Raw genomic sequence first — 12855 nt, 5'->3', positions numbered from 1 at the left:
CGGCGGTCCACCTTTAGCGGTCGGTCGTAGCTCTCCTCCGGTCGCAACTGACCCGGACTGGGCTCAGATGAGTGCGACGACGAGGGTGTACGCGACTGCGCCACCGAGAAAAGAGAGGAACCGGCCCCGTCGGGGGTGCGGAAGTTCCTCCTTGATGACGTTGAGAACGATACCGCCGGAGACGAACGCGAACAGCCCGGTAATGACGAGCGGTTGACCCAGTGTGACTAATCCGACAGCGGCACCGACGAGGGTCGCACCTGCGAGCACCCACCGCCCCACGCTGTCGTACCGTGCCCCGAGGTGTCGGCGTATCCCGTGGTCGGTGATGCTGAAGTGCAGTCCCATCGCGACTGCGTACAGCAAGAGGTTGACGACGCCCGGGAGTTCCTGGTGAAACAGGAGGTAGCCGATGAGGCTGCTATAGAGGGCGAACACGGCGATGTAGCCCCAGAACACGGCTGGCGGCGGTGTGGACTGCTCGGCCGTGCTCCGAGCGATGAGGACCTCCAGTCCGTAGAACACGACGAACCCGACGAGTGCGACACCGTAGATTGCCTCCTCGGTGACAGAGCCTGCGGTGACTCGCGGGTCGCCGGCCACGAAGTGCGCTACTTCGGGCAGCAGCAGGACGAACACGTACGCGACGGCCGCTCCCCCGGCGGCAGACAGCGCCGAGCGACCCGGCCCCGTCTCCGTGTCGACTCCTTCGCCGGCGAGGAGGTGGACCGCCGCCAGCGCGAGGGCTGACAGAGAGGCCACAATCGGGAGTGACTCGAACGGTACCCCCGGGACCTGTGACGCGAGCAACATTTCTGATGAGAGAGTCGTCGCGTCCAGAGATAAGTTTGTGACTCTCTTCGGACTCTCGGCGACTCTGCATACTCGCTCGGTTCACACGCGCTCCAGCGTGTTCAGGAGCTGGATGTGAGTGTCTACGACACGGCACAAGAGCCATCTGCCTCCACATCCACAACTCACACATGCAACGGTCGGACCAAAAGGAGTCTGAGCGGTCCGTCGACGACATCCTCTCCGGACTCAACCTCGACGACGACGAATCGACGCCGCAGAAGCGGTCGAAGCGTGGCGGTGGTCGTCTCAGCGGGCTGTTTTCGGCCCGCGCGTTCCTCCTCGCACTCGTGCTCTCCATCGGTGGCCTGCTGGTCGGCGGTGCGATTCCTATCGTCGGCTTCATCGGCCGGTTCGTCGGCATCGCCGCCGCCGGGTTCCTCCTCGGCATCGTCGGGTCGAAGCGGCGCTACGTCGAAGTGACCCTCGCCGGCGCAATCGCCGCCGGCCTCGCGTTCGTCCTCTCGACGCTGTTTTCGGTCTTCGCGCCGTTCGCAGTCCAACTGCTCGCCGACTACGGACTGGCAATCGCCGGCGTCGGCGCACTCAGCGGTGGTCTCGCGGGACTCGTCGGCCACTACTTCGGCCGGGATTTGAAAGACGGGTTGACGCGGGACCTGTAACGGACACCCTCGTCACTGGCCGGTCTTCTCTGCCGAGAGCTCCCACTCCGGGATGTCGGCGACGACTGTCGCGACTCGGTAATACTCTCCTTCGTATCGGACGTAGTCGTACTGTCCGAAGTGACTCGACGGGTCTCCGAGCGACCCCTGTCCCGCACCGGACCGTGACGCTTCGAAGATATCCTGTGCGGTTGGTGTGAGTTCTTCGAAGGCGACGACGTCGGCGTCGTTCTCGATAGCCGTCTCGTTCACGAACTCGGTTTGCACGCTGTGTTCTGCGATGTAGTCGCCGGTCTGGTCTCGTTCGATGGCGTAGACTGTCCCCTCGTAGTCGACGTACTCAGCGTTCCAGATGCCGGTCGGAAAGTCTGACTTGGGGCCGACGAGCGAGTCCGTTTCGAGCAGTGCTTCGAACACGTCCTTGCCCTCGTCGCTCAGGTCGCGGTACCGTACGACGGCTTCCGATGGAGCCGTCGTCTCCGAGCGTCCCGCTGTCGGTGGGGCGGTGCCAGTACATCCGGCGAGGGACGCTGTCGAAGCGAGTCCGGCGAGATACGTTCGGCGCTTCACACGAGCTGTATGGGCACTGTCACGTGAAGCCTTTCGGGAAGCACAAAGAGCCGTTTGACCGACGTGTCGAACGGGGGGTGCGACTCAGTTAATCTCCCACCCGTCGCCGTTGTAGACGACGAGGCCACCGTCTGCGAGGCGGTGGAGTGCGGCGTCAACCATGCCGGGGTCGGCGTTCAGGTCCTTCGCGACGGCGGCGACGGTATCCGCGCCGTTCGCCAGCGACGCCAGAATCTCCGCGTAGAACCGACTGTCGGCGTCGACGCCGAGTCTGTCGTTGATTTTGTCGAGGACGTCCGTCAACCGGCCCTGTACCCACCGCTGGGCGAGTGAGAGTTCGTTGTCGAGTTCCTGTAGCTTGCCGAGTTCTCGCGCGAGGTCCACGACGTCGTTCGTCTCGGCGTTATCCACGTCCAGCGTGACGTGCGGACAGCGCCCGGCCATGTCGAGACTCGGACTGGGTGGATAGGCGCTCTTCGCGCCGAATCCGTACGGTGAGACGTTCACTTCGAGGCGGAGGTTCCGCGAGATGTGGAAGTATTTTCGCCGCTGGTCGTCGGTGCGCGATTCGATGAGTCCCGCATCTTCGAGTTTGCGGAGGTGGTCGATGACGGCCTTTGGGCTGACGCCGAGGTACTCGCTAATCTCGGTGACGTAGCACGGTTTGTGCGAGAGTAGCCGCAAGATGCGGCGGCGGTTTTCGTTCCCGAGTAGGTCAAGCAGTACCGCGGAGTCCATTAGGTGTCCATAGTCTATGGGTGGCCAAAAGCCTGACTCATGGGGAACGCGACGCTGTCACTCGATTACCGATTCGACGCCTCGGGGAGGCGGTCGAACGAACGAGCGGCGAGATACACCGAGAGGAACGAGAGACCGACCGTGATGGCCGCCAGCAGGACGCCCGCCTCGTACTTCAGCGGCGGATAGTAGCCGAACCCGTAGTCGAAGACGTCGTTGACGAGTGCGAGGACGAGTGCGAATCCGAGTGCGCCGCGCGTCGTCGCGCCGTATCGCGGGACGAGATAGGCCGCGACGAGGAACCCGAGGTGGGTGAGCATGATACCCCAGTAGTCCCAGAGTGCCGCGCCCGAGAATCCGACGTAGAGGTCAGGGCGGAGGTTCAACGCGACGGCCGTCCAGATGCCGTACTTGACCAACCAGACGAACGCGAGCGTGTGGAGATACGCGAGTGGCCGATTGACCGGGGCATCCGAGACGGGTCGCCCGAGGTTGGGTAGGAGCGTCGCGGCCGACAGCGTCATCAACGCGAGCGCAGTCGGCGAGTCGCCAAACAGTGGGTAGAGAAACGTCGGCACGTCGGCGAACGACGGGTCCGAGTGGACGTAGAAACTCACGCCGACGAGGAAGGCGGAAGCGAGGAGGACGAGGAAGACGACGAGACTCGGGCCGTTGCCGAGATAGTACTCGGCCCAGTCGTCGACGGCGGCGTCGAAGTCGAAGTCGCGGAGGCCCATCGCCGGAATCGACGGCACGCCGGAAGAAAAGTACGTCGGGGACGTCTCGCGAGTGGCGGCGTCGTCCGGAGTGAGTTCGACCCGCGGTGAGGCGTCGCTGCCGAGAACAAAGGACAATTACCCCGTGGTGCCGAACCCCTGCGTATGGAAGCAGCCCTCATCATCCTCGACGGATGGGGTCTCGGGGACCACGACCACCGCGACGCTATCAAGGCGGCCGACACGCCAAACTTCGACCGCTACCGCGACACCGGTGCCTTCGGCACGCTCGTCGTCGACGGCCGGCGCGTCGGCCTGCCGGACGGCCAGATGGGTAACAGCGAAGTCGGCCACCTCAACATCGGGGCGGGCCGCGTCGTCAAACAGGCGTACACCCGCATCGGCGACAGCATCGAAGACGGGTCGTTCTACGAGAACGAGGCCATCACGGCCGCCTACGACCACGCCGAAGAGACGGGTGGTCGCGTCCACTTCATGGGCCTGGTCTCCGACGGCGGCGTCCACTCCGACCAGGAACACCTCTACGCGCTCATCGAACTCGCCGCGGAGCGCGGCGTCGAAGCCGTCACGCACGCGTTCATGGACGGACGCGACACCTCTCCGACCGGCGGCGAGGAGTATCTGGAGGGCCTCGAATCGGTCGTCGCCGAACAGGGAACCGGACAGGTCGCCACCGTCTCCGGGCGCTACTACGCGATGGACCGCGACCAGAACTGGGAGCGAACGAAGCGCGCGTACGACGCAATCGTCGAGCGCGATGCCGAGTGGACCGCAGAGACGGCCGTCGACGCCGTCACTGACTCGTACGACCGAGGCGACACCGACGAGTTCGTCGAACCCACGCTCGTGGACGACGCGCCGGCCCTCGAAGACGGTGACTCGGTCATCTTCTTCAACTTCCGCGCGGACCGGGCGCGCCAACTCGTCCGCATGCTCTGCGACATCGAACCCGAGTGGGCCTTCGAGACGTCGCCGCCGGAGATTCTCATGACGACGATGACGCAGTACGACAAGACGTTCGATATCCCGGTGGCGTTCCCGCCGGAACAACCCGAAGACACCATCGGCGAGGTGCTCGCCGACGAGGGGATGACGCAGTTGCGACTCGCGGAATCCGAAAAGTATCCGCACGTCACCTACTTCCTCAACGGCGGCCGAGAAATCGAGTTCGACGGCGAGATTCGACGTATCGTCCCGAGTCCGGACGTCCCGACGTACGACTTACAACCCGAGATGTCGGCCGAAGAACTCACCGACACGGCCATCGGTATCGTGGAGTCCGACGACCCGGACGTGATGGTGCTCAACTACGCCAACCCCGACATGGTCGGTCATACCGGCGACTACGAGGCGGCCATCGCCGCCGTCGAAGCAGTGGACGAACAACTCGGCCGACTCGTCGAGAGCGTCCGCGCACACGGCGCACACGTCTGTATCACCGCCGACCACGGCAACGCAGACGACATGGGAACGGCAGACGACCCGCACACGGCACACACCTTCAATCCGGTCCCGTTCGTCTATCTCGCCGCCGACCGTGAGGAGTCGCGACCAAACGACGAAGACGAGGACGCTGAGGACGACGTCGATGCAGAACACCCGCTTTCCGGTGGTCGGAACATCAGCGAAGACGGGTCGCTCTGCGACATCGCTCCGACGCTGCTCGAACTGGTCGAAGTCGACCAGCCCTCTGCGATGACGGGCGAGTCGCTCCTGGAGTAATCGACTCCGACCCCCGTCGACAGTTCGTTTTCCCGCTCAGTTCACGTCGGTCAGCGCGCCGCGTTCAGAGCGATATCGCCGGTAGACCGGTGGGACGAGGAGGGCGACGCCAGCGAACGCGACGAGGACGGCGAACTCTGGGCGGACGATAGCCTGCAGTGAGTCTGTCGTCAGCGTCTCGACGGAGGTGCCGGCGACGACGCCGGCGATAGCCCACGGGAGTTCACCGATGGCGGTGCCGAGCGCGAAGGCACCGAGTCGGACGTTGGCGACGCCCGCCGCCACCGACACGACGTCTGAGGGAACCGGCAGGAGTCTGCTCGCGGTGACGCCCCTGACCGACCCGGTGACGGCGACTGTTCGCTCGCCCACGTCGGCCAATCGGGTCGTCTCGCGGTAGTGCCGGGCGAAGAGGAACGGCGGGATACTCGTGAGGACGATGAGCGCGAGCGCGAAGGGGATTCCAATCGGGCCGAGGCCGTACCCGACGACGAGTGCGAGAAGCGTCGTCGGCCACGCGAGAAGCGGGCGAACGAGTGCGAGGAGCGACGCGGCGACGACGAGTCGAAGCGGGTCTGCGGCGACCCACGCCGCGTGCGCGACGACTGTCGCTGGCGAGACGAGGAACGCACCCACGACGACGACGGCGAGTGCGAGGCCAGCGACGAGACGCGGACGGGTCACGGTAACTCGACAGTGGGTCGTTTCGCGGCGACCAAACCCTTTGTGCTTCGGAGCGTTTTAGCCCGATGCGCGACGACTCCCACCCGATTCGTGACCGAACAACCACGTGAGGAACGCGTCGAACTCGCGCTCGAACTCCTCGCCCACCTCGAAGCGGACGAACTCTCGCTCGCGGACGTCGTCGACCGTATCGAGACGGTCACCACCGACCCGACGCTCACGCGAGACATCCTCGACACCGCGGAACTCCGCGGTATCATCGAACGAGAGGAGGGCCGGATTCGCCACCAGCGCGGCGGCACGTTCGTCCGGTTCGAGAGTCAGGTCGTCCAGCGCGAGGGCGACTTCGACTGTCGTCGCTGCGGAGCGTCCATCTCGACTGGGCACTTCGTTCAGTTCGAGTCGGGCGAACTCGGGCCCTTCGGGTCGTCGTGTGTGAGGAAAGTACTCGGGCGAGAGTAGCGGCGTCCGTCCAGTGTTACCGACCGCGTCGCAGTTCTTCGATGAGTTGCTCGATGAGTTCTTGCTGATACTGGAGTTGCTCGGTCTGGGCTTCGACGACTTCGCGAAGTGCCTCGACTTCTGCGGCGAGTTCGGCACTCGGGTCTGCCGTCTCTGACGGCGGTTCGAACCCAGACGCTTCGAATCCGAGGTCAGACGCGTCGGCGACTTTCTTCGACGGCGTCTGGACCGATTGCGTCTCGGCGGTGGCACTCCCTGTCGACGTCGCTTCGACGGTCTGACTCTCTGTCTGTTGGGCCTCTTCGCCGGCGCGCGTCCCGTTCGCCGGTTCGTCGGCGAGTTCGCCGGGATTCGCGCTCAGCGGGTCTGGCCCTTTACCGAAGTCGGTGTTGTCTCGCGCGTCTTCGGCGTCCTCCTGTTCTTCCTGTTCGGCCATCATCACGCGGAACTCTTCGAGACTCCCCACGTCGTAGTGGGCACAGAGCGCTTTCGAGAGTTTCTCACGGACGATTCGGGCCTCCTCGTTCGGAATCTTGAACCGTTCTTGCCGGCCGTCGACGGTGAGGACGACTGTCGTCGCGACGCTCCCGTCTTCGAACGCCAGGTCCGTCACGTCGTTGTAGTTGTACGACTCGTAATCTTCGTCCCACACCGCACTGCCGATGTGGCGGACCACACGTCGCTCGGCGACGACGAACGTGAGTTCGCTGAATCGGAACGACTGCACGACGCTCTCGTCGTCTTTGATGACACCGGCCGCAGAGAGCACGCCTTCGATTATCGGTTGGAGTGCTTCGTCGAGACGCTTTACCGAGAGGCCAATCGTCTTCGTCCCGTCGAGCCCGTAGTCGAGCGATATCTTTCCTTTTCGTCGCCCTTCGCTGACCGACAGTCGCTCTGCAGCGTGCGAAAATTCGTCGACCGACTCGTCCGAGAGCAGACCCTCTGCGCGATAGACGAGCGTCCGCGTTGGAGTCACAAACAATTCGTCCTCGCCCCCGAGGTGGACGCGGGAGACCACGTCTTCCTCACCAAGGACGGACTGGACGATCTCCGGTTGGCTCATGCGTGTGTGCACCCGGTGCCGGGGCATAAATCCGTGGGTCAGTCAGTCGTGGCTGACGTTCGTTGGCACTGTCATTTTTCGCGTGGAACCGCCCGCACCGAGTGGCGTGGTGACTCCTCACGGGGCCGGGCGAGATGAGAAGGTTAAATACAATCACGGGGCAACCCGAAGATGAGCCCGGGTGGCTTAGCTGGACATAGCGCCGCACTCATAGGGTTTCACAATCGGTGCGGAACGCCTTGGAAGCCTCCGCCCCTCGCGAAGTCATGCCGGCTTCGCACCTGGGACATGCGGAGATCGTGGGTTCGGAGCCCACCCCGGGCACTACTCGATTTTAGGTGTCTCACGTGGCGAGCGACGGGTCAGTCGTCGTCGACACCGATACCTGATTCTCGCAGACTCGACGCCGAATCTCGGCTGGCCTCGGAACTGACGAACAGTATACAATAACTATTACTACTCTGATAACCATTTGGTATATGCTGTTGTCGGAGGTCCTCTCGTCTGGCACGACAGTCGTCGTCCGGATACCCCCCCACACACACTCCACCAGAGCAGTTACCCACACTCTGACAGCAGGTAGAAGAAGACGCAACGATGTGCGGCGTGTCTGGTCCACCCGTCGTGCTATTCTCTTTGGTGTGCCAGGTGCGGGTGGAACGCCGTTTTCGAGGTTCAGGTTCCGAAGAGTGGTGACACGCGCAGACGAAATGTGGTGGTCGCTCCTCGAACTCCGTTACAGGTCGAACTTCTCGGAAGCAGTCTCCATGTCCTTGTCACCTCGACCCGAGAGGTTGACGAGGATGGTGTCGTGGTCACCTTCTTCGGCCAGTTGGATGGCACGAGCGACGGCGTGACTGGATTCGAGTGCGGGGATGATACCCTCGGTTTCGCTGAGTTCGCGGAAGGCGGCGAGCGCTTCGTCGTCCGTCACGCCGGTGTACTCCGCACGCCCGAGTGCGCGGAACATCGCGTGTTCGGGCCCGACGCCGGGGTAGTCGAGTCCGGCGGAGACGGAGTGTACTTCGACGTCCTCGTCGATGACGCGGGTGCGCATCCCGTGGATGACGTCGTCTCTCCCCTTCGCCAGCGGTGCGGCGTGGCGCTTCGACGACGACCCCTCGCCACCGCCTTCGGCCCCGTAGAACGCCACGTCGTCGTCGCGGAAGGCGTGGAAGAGTCCAATCGCGTTCGACCCGCCACCGACGCAGGCGACGGCGGCGTCCGGCAGTTCGCCCGTCCGTTCGAGGAACTGCTCGCGTGCTTCCTCGCCGATGACGCTCTGGAAGTCACGGACCATCCGTGGGAACGGGTCGGGGCCGACGACGCTGCCGACGAGATAGTGGGTGTCGTCGATGTTCTGTGCGAAGTCTTCTAGGGCCGCGTCGACTGCGTCGGCCAGTCCGGAGTCACCGCGCGTCACTTCGTTTACCTCTGCACCCATGAGGCGCATCCGGAAGACGTTCATCCGCTGTCGGTCTGCGTCCTTCTTCCCCATGTAAATCTCCGTGTCGAGGCCGAAGAGGGCGCCGACCATCGCCGTCGCCGTTCCGTGTTGGCCGGCACCCGTCTCGGCGATGAGACGCTTCTTTCCGGCTTTCTCCGCCAGCAACGCCTGTCCGAGCGCGTTGTTTATCTTGTGTGCACCGCCGTGGAGCAGGTCTTCACGCTTCAGATAGATGTCGGCACCGTATCGTTCGCTGAGGTTTCGGGCGTAGTACAGCGGTGTGGACCGCCCTGCGAACTCTTCGAGGAGGCCGCGGAACTCGGCTTGAAACGCCTCGGTGTTCGAGATTTCGTCGTACGCTGCCGCGAGTTGGTCGAGTGAATCGTCGAGGACGTCGGGAACGTAGCGTCCGCCGTAGCCCTCGAAATCTCCGTTTGCCATGTATATTCCTGTTGAATTCGTCCACCCACAAAAAGCGTTCTTAGATGACCAATTTCGCACAGCAGTGTATTCCAGTGGATGTGGGTTCGGCGTCGAGGCGGCGAAGGTTCAAAAGGGAACACGGGGGGAAGTGTGTCGTGGAGATGGACAAAGCGGGGCGCGGCGAGGGAGTCGGACTGGAAACAACGAGGCTCGAAGGCGGTGAGAACGAGGGACGACGGCGGTGAGAATGAGGGGTGACGGCGGTACGAACGAGGGACGACGGTGGTGAGAGGCGAACGATGTGACCCGGCGAGGGGCGAGTGCCGACCAGCGGGTGTCGGCGAGTGGTGTGTCCGTCGTCTCCGTCACGCCGTTCGTTCGACCTGAACGAGTGCCACTGGGTCTTCCCATCCGTAGACGTCTGGGTCGAGGTCACCGTCACCGACGATACCACCGTGGGGCGTGACGACGCCGTCTTCGGCGAGGTCAGGATTGCTCGTGCCGGTGCCTTCGGTTCCGGAGTCGATGCCGTAGAGGGCCTGCGCAGGGGGAACCATGTCGCCGTACATCTCGGTGTTCATCTCGGTTCCAGCGTCGTAACTGGCCGCGAAGTACGACCGCGACTCGTTGACGCGTTCGGGGAGCGGAACGGTGTCGAGGCCGGCGAACCCGTCGTTCGTCCCGATGAGCATGCTGACGAACGAGAGGTACGCGCCGCTCGAATCGGTCTTCAGTTCGAGCGTGGTCGTGTAGGGGAACATCTCACTCGCCGGGAGTTCGGTGGGGACGAGTGGCGTCTCTGCGACGGCGACGCCGCGCACGTCGGTGGTACTCTCTGCGAGTTCGGCCAATGGGGCGAGGTTGCCGTTCTCGGCGACTTCCTTGATGGCCTCGCTCGCCGGGTCGCCCACAGCGAACAGTTCCACGCTAGCGCGGTGGGCGACCACCGCGGGCGGGGTGAACGGTTGGCCAGTCGTGAGGTTCGCCACCGTCACGCGGTAGGTGCGGGCACTCTGGTCGCCGTTACCGTTCCCGTATGCCTGTGTCGGGACCGTCACACCGCCGAGGCAACCGGCCAGCGCAGTGAGTGCGCCAGCACCGGTTAGTCCGAGAACGGTTCGTCGTGTCGTCGTGTAGTTCGGGTCTGTCATCGTTGCTCACGTGTGGATAATCCACGACGAATCGGATGCGAGCAAGGGTATTGTTGGTTTTTCGAGATTAGGCCCTAGTGAGGGTCAAATCAGTACCAAATTCGGTCGAGGAGCAAGGAGAGACGCAGAGGGGCGTCGAACTCAGCGCATCGTGACGTAGGTCAGGAACGCGAGTGCGACGAGTTGGAGTGCTCTGAGGACGAGCACCGCCTGCTGGACGTGCGGGTCGCCCGAGTAGAGACTCTGCATCGTGAACAGGAAGTACAGTGCAGTCGCGTTCTCGACGAGCATCACGACGGCGAACGCGAGGAGGCCCAAGACGAGCGACGTCCGGAACGTCCGATAGTTACGTATCCACACGGCGGTCAACGCCGCGAGGAAGACGATGTTCACGCCCGAGAGGACGCTCGCTGCCATAATTTGGGTGCCCATTGCCATGTTCAATCGAGGTGTTTTGTTATCTCTTCGAACGTGTCGCGGGAGTGTTCGAACTGGTCGGTCAGGAAGTACAGTTGCCCGTACTTGTCACCGCCTGCTTCGACGACGTTGTGCGACTCGAGCACGTCGAGGTGGTGTCTGATGGTCTTGTAACCGACGTCGAGTTCGTCGGCGAGGCGATTCGCGTTCAGCGGTTGGTCCGAGAGCGCACGGATGATACGGACGCGGTTCTCACCGCCCCGTGTCGCCGTGAGTAGATACCAAAGCGCCTTCTCCATCGACTGCTCTTCGTATTGCTTCGACGGGGGGCGTAATATCCCCACTGGTCTGATACGACACGTCGACAGTAATTCTCCGTCCCCACCTTACAAGAGGGTTGTTCCACTTCCGTACCAAATTCGGGGTCAGTTCTCAGTCGGGCACACCCAGGCCGGTGTCGTCGCCGACGACGAACCGGAAGATGATGCCGAAAACGGCAGAAAGCAATATGTCAGTAGAGTCCTTTCGAATGTGGTATGGACGGCCCGGGTGGAGACGCGTGTACGATTGAGTCCCCGAAAGGTCGCCCGTGTCCCATCTGTGGGGCGTCGATGACCCACCGGCACTGTAAATATATCTGCCCGGAACACGGTGTCGTCTACGACTGTAGCGACACGTTCTGGTAGTGATGCCTGACATGAGTCTCTCAGTGCATTGTCACTGCTGTGTCCCCGCATCTGGGGGTAAATTCGACAGTGGCGGCAAGTGTTATGTCGCCAGCGGCCCACTAATGGAGTGAGACCACTTGTGGCCTTCCGGCCCTTTTCTCGCTCACGAGACACGAGACGGTCACGCGAACACGAAACGATGGTAAACGAATCACAGATCGAAGCCGGAAAAGAGATACAACAGCGGACGGGGAAGACGTTCTACTTCGCCACGCGACTCCTCCCAGAGCGTGTGCGACACGCGACGTACGTCCTCTATGCGTTCTTCCGCGTTGCCGACGAAGTCGTCGATGCCGAAGAGACGGCGCCACCGGCGAAACAGCGTGCGCGACTCGAACAACTCCGTGCCGAAGCACTCGGAGACGTCGAGTCGGACGACCCTGTTTTGTCGGCGTTCGCCGAACTCAGAGCAGAGAACGATATCGCCGCCGAGGACGTGAACGTCTTCATCGACGCGATGGAGTCCGACATCGAGAAAGACCACTACGCCACCTACGAGGAGTTAGAGACGTACATGGACGGGTCGGCGTCCGCCGTCGGTCGGATGATGGTCGCCGTGATGAACCCGAGCGACCCGGAGACGGCACTCCCGCACGCGACTGCGCTCGGGCAGGCGTTCCAGATGTCCAACTTCCTCCGCGACGTGGGCGAAGACGTGGTCGAACGTGACCGAGTCTACCTGCCGCAGACGTCGCTCGAACGCTACGACGTCGATATCCAGCAGATTCTCGACCTGGAGTTCGACGACTGTGTGGCCGCTGTGATGCAAGACGAACTCCGCCGGACCGAGGCACTCTACCGCGACGGTGTCGCCGGCATCGAACATCTCCCGGCGGACTGTCAGTTCCCGGTGCTCCTGTCGGCGGTGCTCTACGCCGACCACCATCGCTCGATTCGGAATCTCGGCTACGACACGCTCTCGGCCACGCCCGAACTGAGTTTCGCGCGGAAGGTGTCGCTCCTCGTGAAGACGGCGGCGTACTGGGCCATCTGGCGCGACCCGGTGGCCGTGTTCAAGGCCGTCAGCGTCGTCCCGTACCCCGACGACGACGGGTTCGACGCGGACTTCGGCCCCGGTTCGACGCCCGCACGGAACCCACAGCGTGACGGTCGGTTCACCGGATGGATTCGCACGCTGAATCGCTGGGATTCGGAGTAAGTTCGGATTCGTCGTCGACCATCGTTTTCTGCGGAGCGTCGTTCGTCACCGTCTGTTCGTCCCGAGTAGGCGCACC

General features: G+C 63.2%; 15 protein-coding genes and 1 tRNA gene. 6 read left to right on the top strand and 10 right to left on the bottom strand.

Annotated elements, in window-relative coordinates:
- Positions 1-63 precede the first annotated feature (63 nt).
- Positions 64-762, bottom strand: a complete 699-nt coding sequence (locus ACK3R5_RS11100) for a hypothetical protein (RefSeq protein WP_411966986.1) — start codon at positions 760-762, stop codon at positions 64-66.
- 221 nt (positions 763-983) lie between these two features.
- Here ACK3R5_RS11100 and ACK3R5_RS11095 point away from each other — a divergent pair, with 221 nt between their 5' ends.
- Complete coding sequence (locus ACK3R5_RS11095; RefSeq protein WP_411964114.1) at positions 984-1475, top strand: hypothetical protein; 492 nt, start codon at positions 984-986, stop codon at positions 1473-1475.
- Between the two features lie 12 nt (positions 1476-1487).
- On the opposite strand, the gene ACK3R5_RS11090 is transcribed toward ACK3R5_RS11095, so the two are convergent.
- The 3 genes from ACK3R5_RS11090 to ACK3R5_RS11080 form a co-directional block, all read right to left on the bottom strand.
- A complete protein-coding gene (locus ACK3R5_RS11090; protein ID WP_411966985.1) occupies positions 1488-2045 on the bottom strand; it encodes a hypothetical protein in 558 nt (185 codons plus the stop codon).
- A gap of 84 nt (positions 2046-2129) precedes the next feature.
- Entirely contained in the window at positions 2130-2783 is a 654-nt protein-coding gene (locus ACK3R5_RS11085; protein WP_411966983.1) for an ArsR/SmtB family transcription factor, read from the bottom strand.
- 65 nt (positions 2784-2848) lie between these two features.
- A complete protein-coding gene (locus ACK3R5_RS11080) occupies positions 2849-3520 on the bottom strand; it encodes a DUF1405 domain-containing protein (protein WP_411965819.1) in 672 nt (223 codons plus the stop codon).
- 144 nt (positions 3521-3664) lie between these two features.
- Between ACK3R5_RS11080 and gpmI the strand changes: the two genes are divergently transcribed.
- The gene (gene gpmI, locus ACK3R5_RS11075; RefSeq protein WP_411966982.1) at positions 3665-5242 is read left to right on the top strand and encodes a 2,3-bisphosphoglycerate-independent phosphoglycerate mutase; all 1578 of its coding nucleotides are present in this window, start codon (positions 3665-3667) and stop codon (positions 5240-5242) included.
- A 36-nt stretch (positions 5243-5278) separates the two neighbouring features.
- On the opposite strand, the gene ACK3R5_RS11070 is transcribed toward gpmI, so the two are convergent.
- Positions 5279-5926, bottom strand: coding sequence for a TVP38/TMEM64 family protein (locus ACK3R5_RS11070; protein ID WP_411964110.1), 648 nt, complete (start codon positions 5924-5926; stop codon positions 5279-5281).
- Between the two features lie 90 nt (positions 5927-6016).
- Here ACK3R5_RS11070 and ACK3R5_RS11065 point away from each other — a divergent pair, with 90 nt between their 5' ends.
- On the top strand, positions 6017-6388 hold the full coding sequence (locus ACK3R5_RS11065) for a DUF5830 family protein (protein ID WP_411964109.1): 372 nt from the start codon (positions 6017-6019) through the stop codon (positions 6386-6388).
- Positions 6389-6404: 16 nt separating this feature from the next.
- Here the strand turns inward: ACK3R5_RS11065 and ACK3R5_RS11060 are convergent, their stop codons facing one another.
- Positions 6405-7454 (bottom strand): hypothetical protein, encoded by a 1050-nt coding sequence (locus ACK3R5_RS11060; protein ID WP_411966981.1) that lies wholly within the window; start codon positions 7452-7454, stop codon positions 6405-6407.
- Positions 7455-7629: 175 nt separating this feature from the next.
- On the opposite strand from ACK3R5_RS11060, the gene ACK3R5_RS11055 reads away from it, so the two are divergent.
- Positions 7630-7778 (top strand) — tRNA-Met (locus tag ACK3R5_RS11055).
- Positions 7779-8190: 412 nt separating this feature from the next.
- Here ACK3R5_RS11055 and trpB read toward each other — a convergent pair.
- From trpB to ACK3R5_RS11035, 4 genes are all read right to left on the bottom strand, one after another.
- The gene (trpB, locus tag ACK3R5_RS11050; RefSeq protein ID WP_411964106.1) at positions 8191-9342 is read right to left on the bottom strand and encodes a tryptophan synthase subunit beta; all 1152 of its coding nucleotides are present in this window, start codon (positions 9340-9342) and stop codon (positions 8191-8193) included.
- Positions 9343-9689: 347 nt separating this feature from the next.
- The gene (locus ACK3R5_RS11045) at positions 9690-10475 is read right to left on the bottom strand and encodes a spondin domain-containing protein (RefSeq protein WP_411966980.1); all 786 of its coding nucleotides are present in this window, start codon (positions 10473-10475) and stop codon (positions 9690-9692) included.
- A gap of 141 nt (positions 10476-10616) precedes the next feature.
- Positions 10617-10907: a hypothetical protein gene (locus ACK3R5_RS11040; RefSeq protein ID WP_411966979.1), complete on the bottom strand. Its 291-nt coding sequence runs from the start codon at positions 10905-10907 to the stop codon at positions 10617-10619.
- 8 nt (positions 10908-10915) lie between these two features.
- Positions 10916-11191 carry an ArsR/SmtB family transcription factor gene (locus ACK3R5_RS11035; protein ID WP_411964103.1) on the bottom strand — a complete coding sequence of 92 codons (276 nt, stop codon included), beginning with the start codon at positions 11189-11191 and terminating at the stop codon, positions 10916-10918.
- Positions 11192-11428: 237 nt separating this feature from the next.
- Between ACK3R5_RS11035 and ACK3R5_RS11030 the strand changes: the two genes are divergently transcribed.
- Together ACK3R5_RS11030 and ACK3R5_RS11025 are read left to right on the top strand one after the other, a co-directional pair.
- A complete protein-coding gene (locus tag ACK3R5_RS11030) occupies positions 11429-11578 on the top strand; it encodes an HVO_2523 family zinc finger protein (protein WP_411964102.1) in 150 nt (49 codons plus the stop codon).
- A gap of 181 nt (positions 11579-11759) precedes the next feature.
- Entirely contained in the window at positions 11760-12779 is a 1020-nt protein-coding gene (locus ACK3R5_RS11025; protein WP_411964101.1) for a phytoene/squalene synthase family protein, read from the top strand.
- Positions 12780-12855: the final 76 nt, after the last annotated feature.

This window comes from Haloferax sp. YSSS75, from assembly GCF_046764215.1.
In the GTDB taxonomy this organism is placed as follows: domain Archaea; phylum Halobacteriota; class Halobacteria; order Halobacteriales; family Haloferacaceae; genus Haloferax.
This window is presented reverse-complemented; position numbering and strand designations above follow the sequence as displayed.